This window comes from Dyadobacter beijingensis DSM 21582, from assembly GCF_000382205.1.
Taxonomy (GTDB): Bacteria; Bacteroidota; Bacteroidia; order Cytophagales; family Spirosomataceae; genus Dyadobacter; species Dyadobacter beijingensis.
In genome coordinates this window covers 19,660-44,054 of sequence record NZ_KB907792.1, presented here as the reverse complement: position 1 = coordinate 44,054, position 24,395 = coordinate 19,660, and the positions used below count along the sequence as shown (strand labels likewise).

The 24,395-nt window shown below is 45.3% G+C and carries 18 protein-coding genes and 1 tRNA gene; 13 read left to right on the top strand and 6 right to left on the bottom strand.

Annotated elements, in window-relative coordinates:
- Positions 1–47: 47 nt before the first annotated feature.
- Positions 48–2,486: a TonB-dependent receptor gene (locus tag H144_RS0128530; RefSeq protein WP_019945544.1), complete on the bottom strand. Its 2,439-nt coding sequence runs from the start codon at positions 2,484–2,486 to the stop codon at positions 48–50.
- 242 nt (positions 2,487–2,728) lie between these two features.
- Between H144_RS0128530 and H144_RS33610 the strand changes: the two genes are divergently transcribed.
- Together H144_RS33610 and H144_RS0128520 are read left to right on the top strand one after the other, a co-directional pair.
- Positions 2,729–3,763, top strand: a complete 1,035-nt coding sequence (locus H144_RS33610; protein WP_019945543.1) for a sensor histidine kinase — start codon at positions 2,729–2,731, stop codon at positions 3,761–3,763.
- Position 3,764: 1 nt separating this feature from the next.
- A complete protein-coding gene (locus H144_RS0128520) occupies positions 3,765–4,481 on the top strand; it encodes a LytR/AlgR family response regulator transcription factor (RefSeq protein WP_019945542.1) in 717 nt (238 codons plus the stop codon).
- A gap of 64 nt (positions 4,482–4,545) precedes the next feature.
- On the opposite strand, the gene H144_RS0128515 is transcribed toward H144_RS0128520, so the two are convergent.
- Positions 4,546–5,121 (bottom strand): porin family protein, encoded by a 576-nt coding sequence (locus tag H144_RS0128515; protein ID WP_019945541.1) that lies wholly within the window; start codon positions 5,119–5,121, stop codon positions 4,546–4,548.
- A 232-nt stretch (positions 5,122–5,353) separates the two neighbouring features.
- Here H144_RS0128515 and H144_RS0128510 point away from each other — a divergent pair.
- From H144_RS0128510 to H144_RS0128485, 6 genes are all read left to right on the top strand, one after another.
- Positions 5,354–5,438 (top strand) — tRNA-Ser (locus H144_RS0128510).
- A 250-nt stretch (positions 5,439–5,688) separates the two neighbouring features.
- On the top strand, positions 5,689–6,909 hold the full coding sequence (locus H144_RS0128505; protein WP_019945540.1) for a site-specific integrase: 1,221 nt from the start codon (positions 5,689–5,691) through the stop codon (positions 6,907–6,909).
- 632 nt (positions 6,910–7,541) lie between these two features.
- Complete coding sequence (locus H144_RS0128500; RefSeq protein ID WP_019945539.1) at positions 7,542–9,605, top strand: phospholipase D-like domain-containing protein; 2,064 nt, start codon at positions 7,542–7,544, stop codon at positions 9,603–9,605.
- Positions 9,606–9,612: 7 nt separating this feature from the next.
- Complete coding sequence (locus tag H144_RS0128495) at positions 9,613–10,599, top strand: hypothetical protein (RefSeq protein WP_019945538.1); 987 nt, start codon at positions 9,613–9,615, stop codon at positions 10,597–10,599.
- Between the two features lie 60 nt (positions 10,600–10,659).
- A complete protein-coding gene (locus tag H144_RS32740; protein WP_019945537.1) occupies positions 10,660–12,381 on the top strand; it encodes an McrB family protein in 1,722 nt (573 codons plus the stop codon).
- A 1-nt stretch (position 12,382) separates the two neighbouring features.
- Complete coding sequence (locus H144_RS0128485) at positions 12,383–13,642, top strand: McrC family protein (RefSeq protein ID WP_019945536.1); 1,260 nt, start codon at positions 12,383–12,385, stop codon at positions 13,640–13,642.
- 27 nt (positions 13,643–13,669) lie between these two features.
- Here H144_RS0128485 and H144_RS0128480 read toward each other — a convergent pair whose 3' ends face one another.
- From H144_RS0128480 to H144_RS0128465, 4 genes are all read right to left on the bottom strand, one after another.
- Positions 13,670–13,957: a hypothetical protein gene (locus H144_RS0128480; protein ID WP_019945535.1), complete on the bottom strand. Its 288-nt coding sequence runs from the start codon at positions 13,955–13,957 to the stop codon at positions 13,670–13,672.
- A gap of 302 nt (positions 13,958–14,259) precedes the next feature.
- Positions 14,260–15,525 carry a restriction endonuclease subunit S gene (locus H144_RS32735; protein WP_084600044.1) on the bottom strand — a complete coding sequence of 422 codons (1,266 nt, stop codon included), beginning with the start codon at positions 15,523–15,525 and terminating at the stop codon, positions 14,260–14,262.
- Complete coding sequence (locus tag H144_RS0128470; RefSeq protein WP_019945533.1) at positions 15,518–17,152, bottom strand: HsdM family class I SAM-dependent methyltransferase; 1,635 nt, start codon at positions 17,150–17,152, stop codon at positions 15,518–15,520. Before H144_RS0128470 ends, H144_RS32735 begins: the two co-directional genes overlap by 8 nt.
- A 2-nt stretch (positions 17,153–17,154) precedes the next feature.
- Entirely contained in the window at positions 17,155–20,232 is a 3,078-nt protein-coding gene (locus H144_RS0128465) for a type I restriction endonuclease (protein ID WP_019945532.1), read from the bottom strand.
- A 452-nt stretch (positions 20,233–20,684) separates the two neighbouring features.
- Here H144_RS0128465 and H144_RS0128460 point away from each other — a divergent pair, with 452 nt between their 5' ends.
- The 5 genes from H144_RS0128460 to H144_RS0128440 all read left to right on the top strand — a co-directional run bounded on the left by H144_RS0128460 (position 20,685) and on the right by H144_RS0128440 (position 24,084).
- Positions 20,685–21,176 (top strand): hypothetical protein, encoded by a 492-nt coding sequence (locus H144_RS0128460; protein WP_157505228.1) that lies wholly within the window; start codon positions 20,685–20,687, stop codon positions 21,174–21,176.
- Positions 21,166–21,864: a P-loop NTPase family protein gene (locus H144_RS0128455; RefSeq protein ID WP_019945530.1), complete on the top strand. Its 699-nt coding sequence runs from the start codon at positions 21,166–21,168 to the stop codon at positions 21,862–21,864. The genes H144_RS0128460 and H144_RS0128455 overlap by 11 nt, the downstream gene beginning before the upstream one ends.
- Positions 21,842–22,375 (top strand): hypothetical protein, encoded by a 534-nt coding sequence (locus tag H144_RS0128450; RefSeq protein WP_229208020.1) that lies wholly within the window; start codon positions 21,842–21,844, stop codon positions 22,373–22,375. The genes H144_RS0128455 and H144_RS0128450 overlap by 23 nt, the downstream gene beginning before the upstream one ends.
- 204 nt (positions 22,376–22,579) lie before the next feature.
- Entirely contained in the window at positions 22,580–23,242 is a 663-nt protein-coding gene (locus tag H144_RS0128445; protein WP_019945528.1) for a plasmid mobilization protein, read from the top strand.
- Positions 23,239–24,084 carry a relaxase/mobilization nuclease domain-containing protein gene (locus tag H144_RS0128440; protein WP_019945527.1) on the top strand — a complete coding sequence of 282 codons (846 nt, stop codon included), beginning with the start codon at positions 23,239–23,241 and terminating at the stop codon, positions 24,082–24,084. Before H144_RS0128445 ends, H144_RS0128440 begins: the two co-directional genes overlap by 4 nt.
- Positions 24,085–24,395: the final 311 nt, after the last annotated feature.

The window sequence follows — 24,395 nt, the reverse complement described above, 5'->3', positions numbered from 1 at the left end:
AAATCTCCCGGCGAGGCGGAAGATTCTCATGAACAGGCCCGGCATTTTTACTCCACCCTGCCCTTCTCGTCGTCGGAAGCATTGTTGTTGTGACGGCGTTTACGGGCGAAAGTTTCCTTCCCGAATTTGTAGTTCAATGCAATGCCAATGCGCTGCGTGTCAGTCCTGTTTACCTGCCGGTAATCCGATTGACGGATGCTGAACGAGCGGTTGTGATATACCCAGGAATGGAACAAATCCTCGAAATTGAGCGATGCAGTGCCTTTTCCTTTCCAGATTTTCTTTTGAATGCCACCATTTATGCGGAACATGCCCGCTGTAAGCGCCTGTCCGTTCACATCGCGGCTGGCGTAGTAGCCGCCGAACTCCGCATTCCACCCATTGCCGAGGTTGAAATAATTATTCAGTTCCAAACGGGCCACATTGGTCGCAAAATGGAGCAATTCGGTGTAAATGGGGCCTTTCATCGAAATGCGCGACAGCCTGAGCGTGGTGTTGGTATACCACCAGCCGGTGATATTTGTCGACAAGGTCGTGTTCAGGAGTACCATGAAGCCGCGGGTAATGTTGTCGGGGCGGCTGATGAACGTATCCCCGCGTGCCTCGATCGTCGTGAAAATGCCGTCGGTGAAGCGGTTATAGCTCAAACCCATGTTCAGGAAGCTTTTGTGCTGGTATTTGAGCTCTACGCGGTCCTGGTACTGAGGCGTGAGCTGCGGATTGCCGGCGCTGTAAGTGTATTGGTCGCGGTAAAACACAAACGGGTTCAGCATCTGGTAGTTCGGGCGGTTGATCCTTCTTACGGCCATCAGGACGAATGCATTGTCCTTATTCAGTTTATAGTTGAGGAAAATGCTGGGGAAAAGTTTGGTGTAATTTTTGGTAAAACGCATGGCCTGCACCGAGTCGTTACCCAGCTGATGGCCCCTGGCGGCGGTATTTTCCAGCCGAAGCCCCGCCTGCATGCCGAAGCGTTCCCACCGTTTTTCTGCCGTAGCGTAGGCAGCCTGAATGTTTTCGCGGTATCGGAAGTGATTGGCGCGCCGGTTATCGATCACCGCCGCGCCGTCCACGACATTGAAATGATTGAATATAAAATCGTTATCCACATAACTAGCCTTAAAGCCCGCTTCCAGACGCGCCTTATTTTTGAACGGATGCGCATAGTCCGTTTTGAATGTATAGATATTGATTTGCGAAGGCGTTCGGTAGAGGAACTGCTCCTGGCGGGTCACCGTTTCGTCTGCGTCATACAAGCGATTTTCGATCTTTTGGTTGCCCCGCGTATCGTAATTGAGGTAATTCGCATCCACAGCCAGCTCACGGCCTTTGTCATTGAATTTGTGTAACAAATTGGCATTCAAGCTGGTATTATGGCGAATATCTTTAGAAACCGTACGCCCGCTTCCGGAACCGGTACGCTGGTCAATCGCATTGCGCTGCGTGCTTTCGTAGGCAAAATCGCCCCTGCGCGACGAGCCGTTAAAGTTGGCGATCGCGCCCAACACCGTTTTCGGCGTCATGGACCAGTCCAGGCCGAAGTTGGCATTATAGCCGTTGGAGGCATATTGCTGGTCGTTTTTCAATGCAACCTTCGATTGTAATGCACCGGTTTCGGTATAGTAGCGGCGGGTAAAATCGTCGTCGGTGTAATTCTTTTCGTAGCCGTAACCCAGGTTGGTGAATACATTCAGTTTACCGTGGTTGTAGTTCAGGTTAATGGCGTCGTTGCTCCGCGCATAGCGGCCCTGGCTGCCGCCCAGCGAAGTACTACCGGTTATCCCGTGGAGGCGGTTCTTTTTCAAGCGGATATCAATCACGGCGTTTCCTGCCGCGTCGTAGCGGGCTGGCGGGTTATCCATCAGCTCTATTTTGTCGAGCACGCCGCCAGGCAATGATTTCAAATAAGCGGCCAGGTCGGAGCCGGACATGTAGGTGCTGCGGCCGTCGATGAGCACCATCACGCCGCTTCTGCCGTTCAGGCTGATCTCGCCATTGGCATTTACGGACACGCCCGGCGTTTTTCCCAATACATCGAAAGTATTGCTGGTGGCACTGCCGATCATCGCGCTCACATGCACGATCGTCCGGTCCATTTCCTGCTCGATGAGCGGCCTGCGCGACCTGATCGTCACCTCGTTCAGCTCAATGCTTTTGGCGGGAAGCAAAATAATCACCGGCAATGCTACGGCCGGGTGTTCCTCGTTGATTTCCAACGGACTACTTACAAATTCTTTCTGCGCCAATGCGGTAATTGCGACGAGATAAATGTTATTTTCCAGATTGGCAAATGCAAAATAACCATTGATATCGGTCACTACGCCCGCTACGAGCGTAGAATCGGCGACTTTGAGGAGCTTTACCGTCGCGCCGGGCAGGGTTTCGTTGCCGGAGTCTTTCACCGTTCCGGAAATGGAGTGTGCGGACTGGGCGGATGCGACGAATTGGGTAATGAGGATAGTCAGGATAATGAAAAGCGTTTTCATGGCTGGTGTTTGGTCAAGTGATGAGGCAAATATTACCCGACCGCGCAGCCTCGTGAAATAAATGTGTTGTAACTTCCCGAAGCCATGACGGAAACCGGTTTTTGCCTGACGAACCGTTCCGACCTGTCAAAGGCACTGTCTGTCAGGAAACCGGCGCAGTCCGGCCTTATTCGGCTGCGGGATGGCCCGAATGGTGCATATTTACCTCAGACAACAGGTCGCAGGGCATTATTTGATTGATTATGAAAAATACATTCACGAGCCAGGAAACGACCCGAACGGGCATCTACGTCGTACTGACGGCCGCCTGCGCGGTGCCGGTTTTCTTCGGCATCGATACCTATCTGAATGCGATCGGGGCCGCTCATGATGAGGCGCTGGCCACAGCAGGGACAATGGTGCTTTTCGGGTGCATTTATATTGGCCGGCATCTGGCGACGATCTGGTCGGCGCGGCAGCGGATGGTTCCCAGAAATGTGCTCAACGGGCTGGCCATTGGCATTGCAGCGTGTGCGGTATGGCTGTTTATCCATGCCGATTTCCAGTTTCATTCGTTTCCGGCAATGAATTTGCTGCTGTACTGGATGCCGTTCCTGGCGATGGGGCTCTGCGCGGGCGCGCTGATCAAGCTGTTCAGAATGAGTACCCAAAAGGAACTGGAAGCGGCCAGAACGCAGGCTGCACAAAGCGAAAGCGAGCTGCATTTGCTGCAATCGCAGCTGAGCCCGCATTTTTTGTTCAATACATTAAACAATATGTACGGGCTGTCCATTACCCAGCACGAAAAAATCCCGCCGTTGATATTGAAACTGTCGGATCTGCTGCGGTATTCGGTGTATGAGGCCAATGAAACCTACGTCCCGCTAAAAGACGAACTCGCTTATATTCAGAACTATATCGATTTCGAGCACCTCCGCATGGGCGACCGGCTGGACCTCCGGACAGATCTCGAACCGGTTAGCAATTCCGACGTCCGTATTGCGCCGATGCTGCTGATCGTGTTTATTGAAAATGCATTCAAGCATTCAAAAAACACGGCGGAGCCAAAGGTTTTTATTGAAATGAGTTTGAAAATATGGGGAAATTCGATTCTTTTTTACCTAAAAAACTCCCATCAACCCGTGGCTGGGGAGGTAAAAACGTTGGAAAAACACAGTGGATTCGGCCTGGCCAATGTGCGGAAACGGCTGCAACTCCTTTACCCCGGCCAGCATGACCTTTCGATTGACAACGGAAAGACGACTTACACGATCAACCTGCGCCTGAACCTGCGATAATATGAGCCCGATTGACTGCCTGATTGTTGACGACGAACCCATTGCGCGGGACATCATACGCACGTATTGCGCGCACCTGCCCTACCTGCGCGTGGCAGGGATGTGCGGGAGCGCGCTCGAAGCGAAAGCGGCGCTGATGGAACGGAAAGCCGACATTGTATTTCTGGACATCAATATGCCGGTGATGGATGGTATTGCATTCCTGAAAACCCTCAAATCACCCCCGCAGATCATATTTACGACTGCTTACAAGGAATATGCCGTGGACGCATTCGACCTTTCCGCCTGCGACTACCTGCTCAAACCCTTCTCGCTCGAACGGTTCATCGTGGCGGTAGACAAGGCGATGGAGAAAATACAAACTACCGCCTCCCTTCCGGTCGATACCAGTGAGCCAAAGGACGACGATTACCTCTTCCTGAAAGCCGACGGTAAGATATTCAAAATCAGGCACGACGACCTGCTATATGCGGAAGCAAACGGCAATTACACGAAAGTGACGACCTCGCAGCATACGTTGTTGCCGGCGATGACATTTTCGGGGTTTGAAGAACTGGTACCGAAGTCCAAATTCCTCCGCATTCATCGGTCGTTCATCATCAATAAGTCCAAAATCGACCATATTGAAGGGAATCGCGTCTTCATTCAAAACACTGAAATCCCGATCGGGAGCAACTATCGGGAGCAGTTTTTGAAGCAAATCGGGTTTTCGTCCTGAAATAAATACAAAAAAGCAGGGAGTTACCCCTGCTTTTGTAGTGTGTGATGAATATCGTTTCTGCCTACTTATGCGCCGGAATGGCGAAGAACAAGCTGAACTGGATTACGCTGTTTTTGAAGTCGGGGTTCATGGCGGCGGTTTTATCGAAGTCACCTACTTTGGAGAAACCGGCTATGTACCTTGCTCCGATACCGAGGCCGAAATTAGCCTGATAGCCCAGACCGATACCACCGGCGAGGTCGAGGTTTTTGGCAAAATGGTCGATGGTCTGATCGGGAATGTCCTCCCCTGTTTTAAACGACGCCTGCGGTCCGAATTCAAAGTAGAACCCACCTTTCGAGCGGAATTTCAGCATAACCGGTACGGAAACGTAGGTTGTTTTAAATTCCTGCTTGGTACTACCCTTGATTTTAGCACCCTGGGTAGAGAACAGCACTTCCGGCTGGATCGAAAACACCTGCCCGATCCCAAAATTCATGATCCCGCCTAAATGGTAACCAACGCGGGCATCGGATTCGATATCGCTTCCGGTGTAGTTGCTGATGTTGACCCCGGCTTTGGGCCCGATGGAAAAAGATTGCGCAAACGCCGCACTGCTGAGCACCGACAGAAGAACGAGCAAAGAGATTTTTCTCATGATTGTTGAGTTTAATGTGGTTTTTAAAATGTGGATTAACACAAAGATTTCAAAAACTGTGCCAACTGCCCGCCACCGTCCAGCCGCAATACCTCTCCCAAAAATTCCCGCTCGCTACCACACCTCACTACAAGCGACTTACAAATTTCTCTCAGAAAATTTAGCCCAAAATATTGCGTTAAAACATAAAACCTTTACTTTTGCACTACGTTTCGCACACGGCGGAACAGATAGAGAGATGGCAGAGTGGTCGATTGCGACGGTCTTGAAAACCGTTGACTGTAACAGGTCCGGGGGTTCGAATCCCTCTCTCTCTGCAGGACATGATGTCAAAACATTCAAAAACCCCGTTTAAACGCTTTAAACGGGGTTTTTGCGTTTTTGAGCTATATCAAAATATTCAAAAATTCCCGATAAAAATGTAGCGTTTCGTGGAAGTAAGAAAATCTCAAAAAAACTTCCACAGATAAGCACTTAACTAGCTGGTTAGCAACCTGTTCACCGCGTGGACATCTTGCGTTTCAATGGTAACAATTCGATTTTTGTTCATCTTAAACATTTTGTACTATGTTGGAAACAAGCTTCGGGTTGATTTTCTTTTTGAAAAGACCCAAACCAGAATTAGCGGGCGGCATGCGCTATGTTTACTGTCGCGTTACCGTCAATGGCATTCCAAAAGACATCTCGACCAAACGCATTTGGCATCCATCCAAGTGGAGCGTGGGTGCCGGCCGTGCGACCGGAAACAAGGAGGACACCAAAACATTGAATGCCTATCTCGATACGCTCACCACCAAAATTTACGAAGCTAAGCGATCCTTGATTGAGGAAAATAAAGAAGTCACCTCAGAGGCTATCAAGAATATTCTTCTAGGCAGAACGGAAGGCGGGAAAACTATCCTTCCCATTTTCCGCGAGCATAACGATCAAATTGCTGCCTTGATCGGAGCCGATTTTGCGCCAGGTACTCTGGAGCGGTATGAGACTTGCATGAAGCATACCCGTGATTTCATCAAATGGAAGTACCAGGCGGACGACTTTGAGATCAGGAAGCTGGACTACGAATTTATATCACAGTATGAATTCTGGTTTAAAGCAGTTAAGAAGGTCAGCCATAACACTACGATGAAGTATTTGGCGAACTTTAAGAAGATCGTTCTTCTATGTGTTAAAAGAGGATGGCTCCTACGAGATCCCTTCTATGCATTCAAGTTTTCGAAGCGAGAGGTTGATCGGCAGGCATTGACAGAAGTTGAGTTGAAGAAGGTGTGGGAGAAAGATATGGGCGACGGTCGGCTTGCGCTGGTCAAGGATATCTTTCTTTTCTGCTGCTATACAGGACTTGCCTACGCAGATATATATAAGTTGAAGCGGACTGAGATTGCCGAAGGGATTGATGGCGGAAAGTGGATCACAACTAAGCGTCAGAAAACAGACACCCCATCCCGGATCCCCATTCTACCGATGGCGCTGGAAATCATGGAGAAGTATGAGGATCATCCTCAATGCGAGAATGAGAATCGCGTACTGCCTGTACTTTCCAATCAGAAGATGAATGCTTACTTGAAGGAGATTGCTGATTTGTGCGGGATTAACAAGAATATTACTTTCCACTTGGCCCGCCATACTTTCGCTACCACGGTCACTTTGACGAATGGGGTGCCAATCGAGAGTGTATCCAAGATGCTGGGGCATCGGAATATCAAAACTACCCAGCAGTATGCGAAGATTGTCGATCGGAAGATTAGTGATGATATGGCAAGGCTGAAAGACATCTTGACTCGATAGCCAGATAGAAGACTAACCCCAAAAGTCCAGCCATTAAAGTCCAGCCATAGTTGAATTGGCTGGACTTTTTTATACAGACAAGACCCTCATTTGTGAAACTTTATGGCAAGAGTGCAATTGTACGTAACAAGCCGGTCGATGGAGGCACTTCATAACCGAGCCATGTAATTTAAGACAGTGCTCGCAATTTCGAGCTTCAATATGTTGCCGTCCCTTTGTAGCTACTACTTATGCACCCGTTTACCGTATAATAAATTGTTATTACCTTTAAGTAAATATCCGTGTACTTCTTTATATATTAGAGATTCAACAGAACCTCTAAAACTCTATCATGTTTAAGTATCAATCTCCGCTTATCATTGTTGACCATACTGATGTTATTATCAGGCGCCCAGTGCCATCTCCATCGAGAATTTGGACCTAGCTACAACATCGATTCAATATTAATAAACATCTTTTGATTTAGAGCCTGTCAAGGTGACAGATATCGAAGTTCTGCTTCATCAGCGATATTTGGCAAACGGCTCGGACAAATCCGACAACAAAGTTTGACCATCGGTCAAAGCTAAATATTCCTATGCTCTCACGGAATACTCTCAACACGAACAATACAATTTTAACTAACCTAGCTCATGGAATTTGACGAACTTATACAAGATACCCTTTCCGACAATATTGTGGTCTTCGAAAGGATCAAATCAGAATTGCAAAATGCGAGGAAGCAAATACTTGTCGCAATGTCCTGGTTTACCGATCAGGAGTTATTCAGTGTCTTGGAAGAAAAGGCACACCAGGGAATTGAGATATCAATTATACTCTCTGATCAACCGGATAACTACAAATTAAACTTTGAGGCACTACAACCTCTTGGCGTAGAAGTGGTCAGGGTCAAAAATGTTGGATGGGGTTTGATGCACCAGAAATTTTGCGTGATCGACGAGGAATTGGCGATAACAGGATCCTACAATTGGAGCGTCAACGCTAGAACAAACAATCACGAATCTGTTATAGTTACCAACCTTCCAAAAACAGTGTCTCAATTAATCGCCATTTTCAATGACATCAAAACTCGTGCTTCAAGGCTGGCAGGTGGGGAATCGATAGACGACATAGAAAGCACTACTTTGGCATCTCGCACAATAACTAATGCTGGCGCAACTCCGGAGCAGAAGCGCACAAAACCGCAGAGCTTTGAAGAGCAATCGCTCACTGATTTTAAGACAATTCTCGATACCCTGATAGATTCTGAGGTGGCTAGTTTTGATCAGGACATGCTAAAAAATATTGGCTACATCCGATCCAAAACTAATAATGGGGATTTTCAGATCATTCCTCAGGCCATGGACAGTCTATATCATAATTTTATCAATGATGTAGATGTTATTGAGGAAAAAAAGAAGCGACTGTACAACAAAATACAGGAACAACAGAAATTGGTTATTTCTACTGTTGAAATTAATACCGAATCTGAAATAAGAAAACAAAAAGAAAATTCGGCGATCTTATTAGAATCTGAGCAGAAAGATATTGAAAGAATAGAGACTGAAATAGAGACGCTAGGTATTGAAAATGAGTTAATCATCGAAACAAAAATCCCGTTTGTAGAGTCTGAGATAAATGATTTGAAACGAAAAATTTCAGAACACAAGATAGAGTTTGTAAAACCACCTATCAATTGGCCGATGTTTACTTTATGCATATCTATGCTAGTGTTTTTGGCTTTATACATCTTTGTTTTCTATTCGTCAGTCGCATACATTTTTATTTTCTCTCAACAGGACATCAAGGAGCAGATTGCTCGGTCTATCACAACTGAAACACCCGACGTATTTAATCCATACGCCCTGACGAAAGTATGGAGCAAAGGAGCCGGGGGGATAATGTTTCTGTTTTTGTTTGTGTCAATTCCATTAGTCCTAGGTATGATAAACCTATTCACAAAGAAATCAGAAGCCAATACAGCTAATGGAGAGAATAATTTGCTATCCAAAATTTGGTCTAAAATCTCGCCATATAAAGGGATAATATTAATATTGGTGGTTGATACATTTATTGCTTATAAGGTGGCAAAGAATGTAAATAATATAGAGTATTTGACCAACGTCACTAACGAGCAGCTCAGCGCACTTGATTTGCTGACGACTGATAACTTTTGGTTGGTTTTTATATTGGGTACTTTGGGTGTTTATCTCTTTGAGAAAGTCATAAATAAACTCTTTGAACTACTGGAAGCAAGAAATCCAACGCTTCAACAAAACAAAAGCAAGGTGCAAATCAAAGAGTACGAGCAACTTATTGAAGACAAAAATAACCAAATAGCCGACCTGAGAGTAAGGATTTCTGATAACAAGTCTTCCATCGTTCAAAAGAGTTTAGAAAAAAGAGCGAAGGAGCTGCTTATACGTGAAATTCCTATCAAATTGAATGATAGTCTTATTGCGTTAAATCAAGATTTGATTCGATTTAAGGAACGCATAGTAAACCTGTCGAACATATACTTAAGTCAAATTGACAATGACAAAATACCAATATCGGTTGATGCGCTTCATGATAGGATTAATATTTTTCTTGAGGGATGGAGCAAATACCTCCATGAAGTTTTTTCAACGCTTATAGCTGAAAGAAAAACGTTGGAAGCTATAACAGAAGTTGACAGGTGGAAGCAAATAAAATCGATTAAACACAAAGTCATTTAGTTTTATCATGAGTATTGAGCGTATTAGTTATTTGTTTTTAGCACTAACTTTTTTTGGATGTGGCTCAGGAGGGTCTAAGACAGAAGAACAGGTTGCCGATCCCAGACCAGACATTGTAGTATTAAATAATTTCAATGTCCTTCTCGTTCCCGACCTTTCAAATAGAATAGATCCTAATATTCACCCCAAACCAGTGCATGACACAATACTGTTAAATTCTTTTGTAGATAATATCAAGCAATTTCTCGCAATAGGCGCTAGAAAAATGAATCAAAAGGACATTTTCACAATTGACTTCATGAATCGAACAGTTTTGAGTGCGGGCATTGTAAGTGCGAAAGACATGCAGATTAATTTTGATGCGTTTGAAAACAAACCGCGTGATCGATCGGACTACATTAGGTCTAATCTTGCTAATGATCAAGCCAAACTGAAAAAGGAAATTGGTAAGTTATACAAGTATTCATTGGGAAATTATTCAGGCACCGATATCTGGACATATTTTAACCAAACAATTCATCAGTCTTTGGTTAATCGTCCCAAAAAAGTCGAAAAGATAAGCGACGAAACGACGGCAAATATAGTCATGAAGAATGTGGCGGTGATCTTCACAGATGGTTATATAGAAAATGCCAATCATACCTCTGGTTACTCATTAAGGTATTCGGTCATTAAAGAAGCGAGAGATGAATATAACAAAGTGGGAGGAGATATTGAGCAATTCATTTCGAAGAATCCTAAGTACCAGATCAAGCGAACAACCAAATCGTTGAAGGGACTTAGCGTTATGGTAGTCGAGTTCGCAGATAGGTCACGAAATGCACAAGGTGTTGCTATGGAGCACCCAAATGACTACCAGATAATGAGAGCTATTTGGAAAAAATGGCTTTTAGATTCGGGTGCGGATGCATGCGAGGTTTACGAATCGGTTAAACAACCAAGAGAATTTATTGACAACTTCATGAAGTTTACCGAGGCCATTTCTCGTCGGTAGGGCACTAATAGGTGTACTAGCGGTTAAACGATTATATTCTAAGGAACGACAAGAGAATTAATGGAAATAGAATACTACTGTGCCGGCTTCACCTGGAATGATGGAAAAGATAGTCAACTACAACGTTTTATTCGGGATGGCATTTGGGAGAATGGCTATGATGATAAGCATCTCGAAGTGATTAAGAAAATTCCCGTTGGGAGCAAAATCGCTGCCAAAACTTCCTTCACGAGGAAGAAAAATGGAGAGACCATATCTGTTCTGGGTGTGCACGCAATAGGGGTGGTGACAGATAACCCGGGTGATGGCAAACACTTATCGGTCGACTGGGAGAAAAATTTTCAGCCGTTTGAGGTAGAAAAAGGAGGCGCTTACAGGTCTACAATGACGAGAGTAGCATCTCAAAAGAACATTGATTTGATTTTTGGGAACAAACCCAGCCATGAGATAAATAACATGGAATTAGAGCCAGACGCAGGTGTACAGAATTTCCCATTGAACCAAATCCTATACGGCCCGCCCGGGACAGGAAAGACATATTTGACGATTAAAAAGGCAGTGGCCATCATCGATGGACTGGATGATGGGGATCTGGCTGGCAAAAGTCGGGAGGATCTTAAAACCCGCTTCGAGGAATTGAAACAAACGGGGCAAATAGAATTTTGCACTTTCCATCAAAACATGTCTTATGAAGACTTTATTGAAGGTATCAAGCCTGCAATAAGTGAAAATAATCAAGTTATCTATGACATTCAACCCGGCGTTTTCAAGAAATTGGCCACAAAAGCAAACGACAATTTGCTTTTTGCTAATTCAACCGACTCAGGGCGGATAACATTCGATGAAGCCTTCGATATGCTGCAAAATGAATGGGAAGAGAATAAGGAGATGAAATTTCCTCTTGTCCGCGAGGGCAAAGAATATACAATTTTGGGATTTACCAATACATCGATACGGTTTAGAAAAGCCAGTGGTGGAAGTGGACATACTTTAAGTATCGGGACATTAAAGGAACAATTTTATGGTACAAGGCAAATGCAAAAAACCGGAGTTGGTATTTACTATCCTGCATTGTTGAGAAAGTTGAATTCTTACAAATCTCCCGAACCGGTCGATAAACAAGAAAAACGCTACGTCCTGATTATCGACGAAATTAATCGCGGCAACGTCTCTCAAATATTTGGCGAGCTGATTAGTCTGATTGAAGACGATAAACGCCTCGGTGCTTCTGAGTACCTGGAAGCCCTCTTGCCATATAGCAAAGAGAAGTTCGGCGTTCCTTCTAATTTGTACATTATCGGTACAATGAACACCGCCGATCGGAGCGTCGAAGCGTTGGATACAGCATTGCGACGCCGGTTCAGTTTCCAGGAGATTTCCCCTAATCCGGAACTGCTTGAAAAAGATATAGAAGGTTTCCCATTAAAGGATATTCTAATCACTATCAACAAACGAATCGAAAAGCTGCTGGACCGGGACCATCTTATTGGGCATAGCTACTTTTTGGCTGTTCATAACCTCTTTGATCTCAAACTCACCTTTCAAAACAAAATCATCCCGCTGTTGCAAGAATATTTTTTTGGAGACTACGGGAAGATCGGATTAGTTCTTGGCCAGGGGTTTATTAATGTGGAGGAAGTATCAGAGCCCAACCTATTTGCAAAGTTTGATTATTCGGATTCCGAGGCATTCAACGAGCGGCCGGTTTACACCTTGCAAAACGCTTCCGCCATGTCTGACGAAGCATTTGTGAACGCATTGAAACTATTAATAAACAAATAGTTTGCGAAGCCGGAATAAGCATATCACAGTCTTTGAGCATCAGTGCCTTCGGTTGAACGACCGGTGCGAAGACGTTGTCATTGACCAACCTAAACTTCTCGCATTACAGTCATTCTATGGAACCGGTGTGCCTTACTTTTCACTGATTCATAATGGCGTCCGGTTTAATGAGCACGTGGGAGTGATACAGGTTGGGGATCTGATAATAGAAATATTACCCAAGGCCGATCGACGCAATAGCCAGTCAGAAGATGAGGCAAAATGGCGAAAGGTCCTGATCGGCATGTTGCTCGAAGTGGATGCTTTCAATCTCCATGCGCCCACAAGCGCCGCATTGCGCCTGAAAGCGAATTCTGTCCTGGATTTATTTTTCCAGCTTTTTATCAGTGAAGTTGAGTATCTCTTACATAGCGGTTTGGTAAAAAAGTATCGTCGAAAAGAAGGAAACGTCACGGCTCTAAAAGGGAATCTGATCTTCGGGAAACACATTCAGCAAAACCTGACACATCATGAACGGTTCTATGTTGGCCACGCCGTTTATGATCCGCAACACAAGCTTCATGCGATCATTTACAAGACCATCCGGCTGTTAAAACACATCAATACGAGCGCCGATCTGCATAGCCATATCGGCAACTTGCTGTTAAGCTTCCCGGAAATGGCCGATGTAATGGTGTCGGCAAAAACCTTTGACACGATTACCTATAACCGGAAGACGGAACCCTATCGAAAGTGCATTGAAATAGCGCGTCTGATTCTCCTCCAATATCATCCCGATGTAACAAAAGGTCGCAACCATGTTCTGGCGCTGATGTTCGATATGAATCTGGTCTGGGAAAAGTTTGTGTACAAGAGCCTGAGAAAGCATATCAGGCCGGAAACTACGATCACGGCTCAGAGTTCGAAGTCGTTCTGGAAGCCTGACCGGGGAATGCATTCACGAATCAGGCCCGACATTGTGATTGATCACAACACGGAGCACTGCATAGTGATCGACACCAAATGGAAGAATTTGAACGGATCAAATCCATCGCCGGATGATCTCCGGCAGATGTATGTGTACCATCAGTATTTTGGTGCGAAACGGGTCGGGATGATTTATCCGGGTCAGGTGCCATCCCGGGTGGCGGGCGTTTACCTGCCGACGAAGGAACAAGGTGCCGGCCTGCAATGCTGCCTGATCGGAATTTGTGTTGATACGGAGTTGAGGCGCTGGCAAAAGGCGATTTATGAAGAGGTCGCAAATTGGTCTGAAAACTAAAAGGACTGCCTCCGCAGTCCTCCATTTTCAAACTTTTTCTCCCATCTTCTCGAAACCTTCCCAAAGTACTTTCAAATCAAAGAGCGCCGACTTTTCCGCTGTATCAAACGGAATATCCGAATGATAAAGCGCCAGATCGTGGACCATCCTCAGCGAATGCGCCAGCTCCTTACAGCCCTGCGATTCTACGAGATACCAAAACTCGGCTTGTGATGTTGTCAGCGGAGTGCTGAGGTTAGATGCTTTACCTGCATCCTGCGTTGGGTTGGCGAAGTGTTCTTTCGCGTCAACACCTGAACCATCTTGAGTTTGCATTCTGAAATGGATTTGGGTGAAAACAGGGAGAGGTCACCGCAAACTCTAACGAAAGAACACTTCGTCCAGGTCTCGGGACTTGCACCCGTATGCCTCTCCAAGGCCATTTTGGCCTGGATTTTCTTAAATATTTCATAAAATGTTCTTAATGAGTTTGCAGGGCAAATATAGGAGAAAGATTTGATTCATGGCAGATTGATGAATCATCGGTAGCTCCTGTCCATACGCCGATCTAAAAATGAAAACGGCCACCCAAAGGCAGCCGTTACTTCAAGTTTCATGTACAATGCGCGAAGTCACATTCATGCAAACAAATGCATTTGAACCCCTTCTTGTCCAATTGTCTCCACCCTCCCTTCCGAATCTTCCTCTGAACGATTCGGAACATCTCCGACTGTTACCTGGCCATTTATGAGCATGGGAAGCAGCCAGTCGCGGAGGGAAGCGAGTTGTTGGTTTTGTTGCTCATTCACGGAGGATCTATTCAAAACGGTTTTTATTATATCTGCGAATTGATCTTGTAGCGACCGTTTAGGTAAAAGCACATTTAATGTACCAAGCTTTTCTCTATTGAGCTCGGTTTGACCAGTTGAGCCTTCGCCAAGCTTTTCAATCTCTGCCTGCCTATTTAACATTGAAATTCCCAAATAATATGGTTCTACCTGGCTAGAATCTGCTCTGACAATTGTCACGTGAGAATCCGCAGTTGTGAGAGAATGTTCTAGTCGCTTCACAACGGCCACGCGACCCAGCGTGCCTACGCCAGTCGAATTGACAAGAATATCTCCTACTTGAACCAATTTACGCACTGGCTTTGCTTTGGCGTCGTGCAATCGGCAAAAAGAAAAATCTACGGTGTTATTTCGGACGCATCTCTGATTTATTACAGGCAATCCGGTATCTTCTGTATATTTTGGTGAAATCCCCCTTGTTAGTTCTAAATTAATCTCGCTCAGAGGCTTCACATCCCAACCCTCCGGAATCTCCCTTTTCAGCACCTCATCATAAACCATCTTACCGCCAGAAGATTTGTAGGGTTTACCATCTTCATTGGGAAAATCAAACTGCACAAACCAATAGTCGTACAGGGTTTTGGCCATCTGTTCAAGCTCGGCATTGATGCGGTTGTTGAGTTCTATTTTATTGTCCAGCAGTGAAAGAGTAGTTGCTATTCTTAATTGATCTTCTTGAAAAAGGTAAGGGACAATAATCTCGTGTAAATCGTTTCTATTGATTCCAGGAACTGTACTTTTGTCTGATGTTTGCAAATTCCCGAGACACTTCATTAAGTAGTAAACATATTTAGGTGAGTTGTCATAGAAAGTAGTTGCATACAACGCCGTATTATGAGGCCAATATTTCCCATTTACGTAATAAACTTCACCCAAAGTACCATATCGCCCTGTCACTACACCTTCGCCTGATGCTTTATATTCAGAATGGTACCCCGAAATACCACCAGAGCTAATGATTGGCACACTTCCATGTTTTCTCAGATGAGACGGCAGATCGTACCCCCTTTTAAAGTTGACAATGTCTCCCAATCTTTTCGGTGTTGCCTTACTCATAGCGAAGCACTTTTAACTGTTTACTGATCTGCTCATCCAAATAGTTTCCCTTTGAGAACAAATCACTTAGCTTCTGTTCAAACCCCTGCATTTTAGCTCCAAACTCGTCGGCGGTAATGTCCGCGTAATCGATATTCACTTCAAAATACTGGCCAGCGCTGAAACTGTAATTTTTCTCCTTTATCTGTTCTTTAGTCACCACTACGGAAAGATCTTTCTCCGCTTGGCGCTTATTGAATTTTTCAACAATGTCTCCTTCCTCTGTTTTGCTGAGCACAGTACGTAGGTTCTTACCTTCTTTTATAGGGTCTCCCAGCTTACTTGCATCCATCAGCACAATGTGCTCACTGTCCGCTTGTTTGTCAATAAACAACACCGACACATTGGTACCTGTGCTGGCAAAAATATTGCTGGGCATACTCACTACGCCGCGCAGCCAGCCCTTATCGACCAGCCGCTCCCGTATTTTCTTTTCGATGCCACTTTGCGCCGTGATAAAGCCCGTCGGCACAACAACTGCGGCTTTACCCGCATCATTTAGGCTATGAATAATGTGCTGGATAAAAAGCAGGTAAATTGCCATCGACTCCTTCTTTGCTTTGGGCACGTTAGGTATCCCAGCAAAGAAGCGCTCCTTGAAACTGTCTTTTTCAAGATCGTCCCTGAAATCCGAGAAATCGAGCTTAAAGGGTGGATTGGAGACGATGTAATCGAATCCCTGTTTTCCTAAATAAAAGGGCTGAGAAATGGTATTCGTCTTGATTACATTCGGAATGCTATGCGTAAGATTGTTGAGGATCAGGTTAAGCCGGAGCATAGTGCTCGACTTTTGCGAAATGTCCTCCGAATAAATGGTGCATTTATCTTCGCCGATTTTATGCGCCAAAGACATTAATAGCGACCCCGATCCTACACTGGGATCGTAGCACTTCTTGTTGCCTTTCTCATCCTCAGCCACGAGGATATTCGCGATAATACGTGCGACTGCATTAGGCGTATAGTATTCAGCGTATTTACCGCCACTGTCGCTGTTGTAATCTTTAATAAGGTATTCGAAAATATCCTTGAAGAAATCGTATTTCTCGTCAAAGTAAGTGTCGAAGCTCTCTTCAAAACTGAACTCAAACAGCTTATTAATCAATGCCTTGCAAAATGCATCTCTTTGCGAAGAGTCGGTGATAAAATTGCTGAGCTCGTCAAACAGTTTGTCCTTCGCACCGGTTGAGGATTTAATGGAAAACACATCCGCATTTTCCACGCTGATATCCCTCAGCGTATCATCAAAAGTTTTAGCGAAATCACCTGTGTTCTGGATATTGTATAAGTAGGTGATGAGCTGATGTGGTTTAAGGCGCGGGACGTTCTCATCGAGCAAGTCCATCAGCAATTCGCGTTCGCCGACGGACATTGCTTCCAGCTGCTCATTAAAAGTCTTGTTGTCTCCCAGTTCCGGTTTGAGTTTTTTGATCTCATACCGAAACTTATCATTGAGAAACTTATAAAGGAAAACCTGGGAAATGATCTTGAACTCGTTGCCGTCATTACCCAAACCATAGTTGGCACAAACACTTTTCAGGTTGTCTATGAGCTGCTTGGTTTTGGTAGTGTAGGTAATATCTAATGTCATTGTTAATAATGCGGGTGGTATAAATTAAAGTACTCCTTGGAAATAAGTGTGGTGATGTTTTTACGAGTCGGTGTGTCCAGATCCAGCTTCTCCTGCTGTACAAATTGCTCGGCTACCAGTCTCAGCACATAGCGGTCGAACAGTGCTTCATTCGCCAGGAAATCCTCCTGACCTTCGAGCTTTGTATCCACTTCCGTCTTTACAACCGTCAGTGCGCGGTGCAGCTGCATCTCTTTACTATTCAATCCTCCTTTCTCTATCAAGCGCTTATGGATGCGTGCATACTTCTCGTCGTTACTGTACTTGCCTTTCAGCAGCGCGTTTTTACGGTTCAGCTCTTTGGCCTGGTCGTAAATTCTGCGCAGCAAAGGTAAGTTCGCTACCAACTCCTCCTGCGTGGTCTCCGTAATATTTTTCTTTTTAAAGATTCGCTCCAACTCTTCTCGTAGGGTTACAAACTGCGGATCCTGCTGGTCGAAGTTGTCTTGCAATGCTGTTCTGGTCTTGCGCAATTGCTCTTTGAGCTCATCGGCCAGCCGCAATTCTTCTTCACCCACTTTGATAAATTGGAACACGATATCTTCCAGGGCAGCGACGAGCAGGTTTTGGGTAGCGGTGTCATTGCCGATGTTCTCGATGAAGTTGAGGTTATCCAGTCGGTTTTGCGCTTCAATCAGCAACCGGTTTAGCACTTCAAAATTCACAAGCTCGCCCATCCCCTCATAGCCATTGATGGCGATCATGTTTTTAAGCTCCTTCGCAGTCCGTAATGCCTTCACCAATTCCAGCAACTCGCTCTTATCAGTCAACTCCGCGATCTGCTGCGAGAATATCTCCTTGTTTTCAGTGTCATAATGAAAGAGCGTTTCTTTGATCTTGTCCAGCTCTTCCCTGATCTCCTGCTCCGATTTGAAAAGGTGGTTGTAAAACTCCGCTTCATCACCCAGCTGATCCTGCAACTCCTGGAAGTAAAGCTGGTTCGTACGGTCGAATGCCTTGGAAATATCCGCAAAGTCCACTACGTACCCGTATTTATAGGTTTTGTATGGACGGTTCACACGCGTGAGCGTTTGCAGCAGGTTGTGATCCTGTATGACGCGTGTCAGGTACAATTTCTTCAACCGCTTTGCATCAAAGCCGGTAAGCAGCATATTATATACAAACAGGATGTCCACTTTCGCCGCCTTATAAGCTTTGATCAACTCCTTGCGGATTGTCTTGTCATTCTCATCATGCAGGATCAATGCTGCGGTGAGCATCTTCCTGGGTCTTTTTCCATAAGGCACAAACGGCTCTGCCGCCATACGCACCAGATTTTCGGCGTAGATTTCCTGGGTACCGTACTGTTCCTCGAACAATCGAAATAGCATTTTAGCTTGCTTGGAAGAATCGCAAACCACCATAGCGCCCAGGCTATCGTCTCGCCAGTAATCCCTGAAATCTTGCAAATCCTGCGTGATGTAGTTTAGCAAACCACTCGCAAATTTCCTGTCCGCATACACATCCGATGCTTTGATATCCCCCTCCCGCAGTTTGATCTGCTGCATCAAATCCTTCATTTCCATTTTGAAGGAAGCCCGGATGTCTTCCCGGATCAATCGCAGGGTGTACCCATCGGCAATGGAGCGGTTGTAATAATATTTATGGAAGTAATTGCCAAACAGCAATTTGGAATCATACTCCTTGGCCACTTCACGCAACAGCGGCGTGCCGGTGAGCGCAATCAGCACGGCCGACCTGTCGGAGTTGATCAGGTTAGCCAGGTAATTTCCCTTGGGGTTGTAGCTTCGGTGTGCTTCATCCAGAAAATAAATGCGCTGCGTGTTGATATCGTATTCGGGCAAATCCTTCGCTATGGCGTCTTCGCTAAACTTCTGAATGTTCACGACCGTGATTTCCGCCCGCCCGCTGTGATTTTTAATCGCGCCAATGATTTGCAAATCAGCAATAAAGTCGGCCTTTGAATTGACTTGGTTCACCTTCAACCCACGATTGGAGAACTCGGTGCTGGCCTGAATGAGCAAATCCAGACGGTCCACCACGAAGTAGAACTTGGGAATGATTTGCTGGCGCTGATAATAGTCAGTCAGATGCTTCACATTGTAATAAGCCAAGGCCGTTTTCCCAGAACCTTGCGTGTGCCAGACAATCCCTTTCCGCTTTCCCTCGCTTAGCCTCGCCGAAATAGCCATTGTGGCAAAGAGTTGCGGATAGCGCATAATGTGCTTCTGTGGAACGGTTTCTTCTTTCACGTAAGCGATGCCATATTGTAAAATGAATTGTAGACGCTCCCGACTGAAAAGGCTGGTTAGAATACGGTTGGTAGGCGTATTTAGCTCCTTGTTGGTTTTAAATTCGGGGCTATGCTTGATCACTTGCAGGTTATTGTCTTTCAACACGCTGTTTTCAAGCTGTTCATCAATGTTGAGAAGCTTCTGACGAACAGGAAAATCCTCGTCCTCCCGGAAATAGTTGAAATTCAGGTCAGCATAGGCGGATGTAGCATAAAACGCACCAAACACCGGTTCCACGATCCCGTCCTCATACTCCATATTGTTGGAGAATACCATTAACTGTGTAATGTTGGCAAAGCGGCGAAACCGTTTGTTTTTGAAACGAGAATTAATGCGGCTCCGCTCGGCTAATACGCCCTCTTTGTTGTGCGGCTTTTTAACTTCGACAAATGCGAGGGGCATACCATTGATTAAAATGGTAATGTCCGGCCGGAACTCCTCATCGCCGTTTTGGGCGGTTAACTCAGCAGTCACATGAAAGCTGTTGTTATCGAAATTTTCGAAGTCGATCAGTTTAATGCCTGATTTCGCGGTGATCCGATCATAGAATTTCTGACCAAGGTCTTCATAATCCAATTCCAGACTCAGCTCATCCAACACTCGCACAATTTCTTCCCTGCTGATTTCGCCTCCGTTGATCTTGAAGACGCTTTCGATGAAGATACTTTCAAAGATGTTGGTATCGATCCTTCTATGGTGCTGACTGAGGGGGATATATTCGTATCCCAACTTCACGAGGTGAAGTATTGCTGGGATTTTGACGCGTGAATTTTCGTTGAATGACATTGGTGAATATTTCCTGAATAGCTAACGAGGGTTGATTTATGCTCGGTTGGGCTGGCTCACTAGTATTTGAAATGATATTGATCAGGTAGCTGCCTATTGAGGCAATATACGACAAAGCACACAAATTTTGAGTTGAACTATTGCATTTGTAACCTTTGGATATCTTGTTTCATCGGCCTGACACTCCGTGAACCCTACATTGTTGACACAAGGGTTTTAGAATAGAAACTAATTCAGATTTCCAGAGCTGTCATCCCAAAAGCTGCTTACGAGAATTGTTTGCAGGAATGCCTTTAAGATAGAGACCAACTATCGCTCACACAACCTGTCCACCAGGTGAACATCTTGATTTTCAATAATATCAATTCGATTTTTGTTCCTCTAAACAACAAATGTTATGAGAGGAAACAAATTCGAATTAATCTTCTACTTGAGGATCCCAGGTGTCAATCGTGAAGATACGAGATCGATTTATTTGCCCATCACCGAACCGGGGATATCGCTGGCAAGCCAATGCCGTCATTTATTCAAACGGGGTCTGCGCTGTGAAAGTCAATAAGGATATCCTCATCGATCTTTTCGAACGAAAGGACAAAAAACGGCGGAAGATTCTGTATGAGTTCTATGCGGAGCTAGTTATGACATCACTTTCATCTTATTACGTCGCCGAGATGATCTGTTCAGATTTGGGAAAACCTGAGCTGGTCGATGCTGATGACGTGCGGTATTGTCGATTCTATTTCCGCAAAAAATCAGAGACGCGCTCAAGTGCTCCGATGAGAGAGGAGCGGCTTCATTCTTCACCAGCTCCTAAACGAGAGCAGCTGGTTACTCATGAAAGAGTTAAAGACTTATCCAAGGCGGTATGGTCGGATGGTGAGACGATGGATATGCAAGACAATTTTTTTAGGGGAACCAAACTAGGTAAGAAAAATGAGACGTAAATTCAATTTAATACTTCAAGCAAAGGGTGGTGTCGGGAAAAGCCTGCACACCTATCTGCGAGCCTTGTCTGAAAAGGACAAAACTTCACTTTTTGTCGACCTCGACAGTTCTACACAAACATCAACAAGACAGCTAGCCTTTTTGGGCGATCAGCGGTTAGAAACCGTGTCATTGATTGACAACCGCGATATGCTTGTCCGGGATATTTTTGTCGGGTATATCGAGAGCTTGATGGACGCACCCTGCAATGAAATCTACTTTGATTTTGGAGCACCTGAGAGTGAACAATTTCCTGCACTAATTTCGCGCGACCTGGATTTCGAGGAATGGTGCGAGGAAGTTGACGCCGAAGCGATTTTTCATATCGTGATAGGGGGCGGTGGAGCGTACCGGCCAAGTGTCGAATACCTACAAAAAATGATCGAGGTGCTAGGAGGAAAGTTTCGAATCCTGGTGTGGGAAAATGTTTTTAGTTTCAGACAATTCCCGAAGCTTTCCGATGAATTAGCCGCCAACTGTGCGATGCTAGGGTTGGAGCATGTAAGGTTTGGCGACTTCGAGGCCAACTCGTTGCTGGGTAGCCAGATTTTAGATGGCATCAGGAAAGGCTTTCCGTTGGAGAGTTACGGCCCCGGGGCAAAATTGAGGCTAAAAAAAGAAATCCGTGAAAACTTTTGCCATGACTGATAGAACTGAGTTGAATCATATCAAAGGAAGGTACGTACAAAAGTATGCGCAGGAAATCGATGATTGGTCTGCCTTGTTGCTTGCTGAGGTCGAGGAAAACTTTGACCGCATGAAGTCAGATCTGGATAAATCCATAGACGCAATTGACAAAGCGGCTGCTGCAATTAAAAGCAATCAACGTCCGGTACATTTTTCTGACAAAAAGCTAGCTTTCTGGCATGGCTTGGCAGTGAGTCTTCCGTGGTCTGTTGTCGCTATTGTTTCGTTGTGTTTGTTTTCCTGGCTGATATCAATCGGCGAGGAATATCGAGAGCTTCGCAGAATTGTCGAGGCCTACAAGAATGCACCAAATTATCGACTGTTAATGGAGAACGGAGAGATCTTGCAGAAAGATGGCAGCAACTATTTGAAGCTTCGGCCTCAGGCGAATAAGGGGGATTTGCTGATCGGGCGAGAGTATATTTTTGACAAGAAGAGCAAGGAGATGCTTGTTCCGCTTGGACGGAAGTAACGCATTGTGTGTCTGAGATCAGACTTTCGAATATTTTCAAACAAAGACAAACAAACTCAAACATTTTCGGGAACCACGGTGGTTTTTCCACAGCCAGCTATCGCCGGTACGTCGCAAAAAGCGACTCCCCGGCGGCTGGCCATGGGAAAACCCCTGGACCCCTGCTATTCGCCTCGCGGCTCATAGCTTAATCTGAAAGACAATATGGAAAGCAAAAGAAAAGGAAGACCAATGAAAGAGGAGAAGATTGTGAGAAGGGACCACTTTTCTGTATGGGTTACCAAAGATGAAAAAGCGCGGATCAACCAATTGATCGAGAAGAGCGGACTTTCAGCAAGTCAGTTCTTTCTCACACTCGCATTGGATACTCCCATCAAACGACCGCAAAAAAAGACACTTCCCGCCAGGACGGCAGAAATGATCAAGACACTCGAACAGCTCAGCGGCATTTTGTCGCTTGCTGTTTTGAAAACGAAAGATCATCAAATGCAAAGTCAACAATGGATGCAAAGCAGTCGGTACGTGCGGCTACTATCACAAATCATAACCTTATGGGTATTTGAAGACTTTGAGATCAGGGCATTTTCCAAGACGCTCAACAAGGTTCAGGAATGGATGCGTCAGCTGGGGTTATACATCCGCCGCGTGTTGCCGGACTCTCATAACAAAACCAGCATTATGGATACGACCGCGAATCTGTTTCGTAGTGCCAAGGAGCTGCTGGCAAAATATGAGAATCATTACCAACCGGCGGAAATCACTGCCCTACTGACGTCATGGAAATCCGATGCATCAAGCAATCCGGATCTAGTACATCGGATGATTGAAGAAAAGATTACGGCAATGCTTAAACGTCTCGATGCATGATAGGAAAAGTCGGACTGGGAAATTTCGCAAAAGGAATACTGAGCTATTGCTACTATGAAAAAGAATTGTCGGCAAAACAAGCGAAGGAAATGACGCACGACGACGTTCGGGGAGAGCTCATCTATATCCAGCATCTTGGCATCAGCACGTTGAAGGACGGCAGACTAGATTTGGATTACCTGGCAAAGCAGATGTTGGATAATAGGGACAAGAACAGAAACCTTAATAAATATGTATGGCATCAGTCGTTCAGCTTTCCACCAGGCGAAGATCCGCCCACAGAGAAATTGACTACGCTGGCTCAGGAGTTTGCAAAGGAATTTGGTTTCTCGGAAAATCAAATGCTTGTATTCCGGCACAACGACACGAAACATAAACATGTCCACATCGTGGCAAACCGTATCAATTACAATGGCAAAAACACCGCTGACCATTTCAAAAACTATGCACGGACCGGAGAGTTTTCAAGGCGAATGGAGATGGAGCTCGGGCTTACAATTACTCCTGACATGAGCCTAAATCAGAAAGTAAAACAGCAGGTTCCGACACAAGATACTGCCATCATTAACCTTAGGAAGCTCGTCGACCAAACGCTGGCAAAGGTATCCGCATTTGATGACTTCGCTAACCAAATGCTCGCCCATGGTTTCAAAACGTATAGAGGAAGAGGTGTAGCTTTTTTCAATATACAGAATCGTATGAAAGTGAAAGGCTCTGACCTGGGTAAAGACTATTCATTGCAGAATATTGAAAAGCGAATGGGTATGGAGATGTCACAAGCTTTAATGCCTGTTAAAAAGAAGAAAAAGTCTCGTCGAAAGCGACTGGGATTAAGTATCTAACCATTTGAAATAGACAGGCAGCTGTTGATATGCATTCCTGAATTCAAAACCACGCACACACGTGTCAGTCAGTGCAACGAAAGTTACGAAGCAAAAAGTGACGGATGCAAAGTCTCCGGCTATTTACCGCGGCTTGTCGCCGCTCCTTAAACCGCCTCCCGACTTTGCACCCAAGGGGCGATGCCCCGTCACTTTTTCTTCGATTGAAGAAGGCGATTGCCCTGAGCACAAAGCCGGGCTCGTAACTTCAAAAACTTTCAATCATGAAATCATTAGAAAAAGCTCCAAGACTTTTGTAGGGACTTACGGAA

What these genes read in the sequence shown, in the direction of transcription:
- H144_RS0128505 (WP_019945540.1), top strand. Translation starts at nt 5,689, where the DNA reads ATGTTGGAAACAAGCTTCGGGTTGATTTTCTTTTTGAAAAGACCCAAA.
- H144_RS32735 (WP_084600044.1), bottom strand. Translation starts at nt 15,525, where the DNA reads ATGAGTAAGGCAACACCGAAAAGATTGGGAGACATTGTCAACTTTAAA.
- H144_RS0128515 (WP_019945541.1), bottom strand. Translation starts at nt 5,121, where the DNA reads ATGAGAAAAATCTCTTTGCTCGTTCTTCTGTCGGTGCTCAGCAGTGCG.
- H144_RS0128445 (WP_019945528.1), top strand. Translation starts at nt 22,580, where the DNA reads ATGGAAAGCAAAAGAAAAGGAAGACCAATGAAAGAGGAGAAGATTGTG.
- H144_RS0128520 (WP_019945542.1), top strand. Translation starts at nt 3,765, where the DNA reads ATGAGCCCGATTGACTGCCTGATTGTTGACGACGAACCCATTGCGCGG.
- H144_RS0128495 (WP_019945538.1), top strand. Translation starts at nt 9,613, where the DNA reads ATGAGTATTGAGCGTATTAGTTATTTGTTTTTAGCACTAACTTTTTTT.
- H144_RS0128500 (WP_019945539.1), top strand. Translation starts at nt 7,542, where the DNA reads ATGGAATTTGACGAACTTATACAAGATACCCTTTCCGACAATATTGTG.
- H144_RS0128440 (WP_019945527.1), top strand. Translation starts at nt 23,239, where the DNA reads ATGATAGGAAAAGTCGGACTGGGAAATTTCGCAAAAGGAATACTGAGC.
- H144_RS0128465 (WP_019945532.1), bottom strand. Translation starts at nt 20,232, where the DNA reads ATGTCATTCAACGAAAATTCACGCGTCAAAATCCCAGCAATACTTCAC.
- H144_RS0128470 (WP_019945533.1), bottom strand. Translation starts at nt 17,152, where the DNA reads ATGACATTAGATATTACCTACACTACCAAAACCAAGCAGCTCATAGAC.
- H144_RS0128480 (WP_019945535.1), bottom strand. Translation starts at nt 13,957, where the DNA reads ATGCAAACTCAAGATGGTTCAGGTGTTGACGCGAAAGAACACTTCGCC.
- H144_RS0128530 (WP_019945544.1), bottom strand. Translation starts at nt 2,486, where the DNA reads ATGAAAACGCTTTTCATTATCCTGACTATCCTCATTACCCAATTCGTC.
- H144_RS32740 (WP_019945537.1), top strand. Translation starts at nt 10,660, where the DNA reads ATGGAAATAGAATACTACTGTGCCGGCTTCACCTGGAATGATGGAAAA.
- H144_RS0128455 (WP_019945530.1), top strand. Translation starts at nt 21,166, where the DNA reads ATGAGACGTAAATTCAATTTAATACTTCAAGCAAAGGGTGGTGTCGGG.
- H144_RS33610 (WP_019945543.1), top strand. Translation starts at nt 2,729, where the DNA reads ATGAAAAATACATTCACGAGCCAGGAAACGACCCGAACGGGCATCTAC.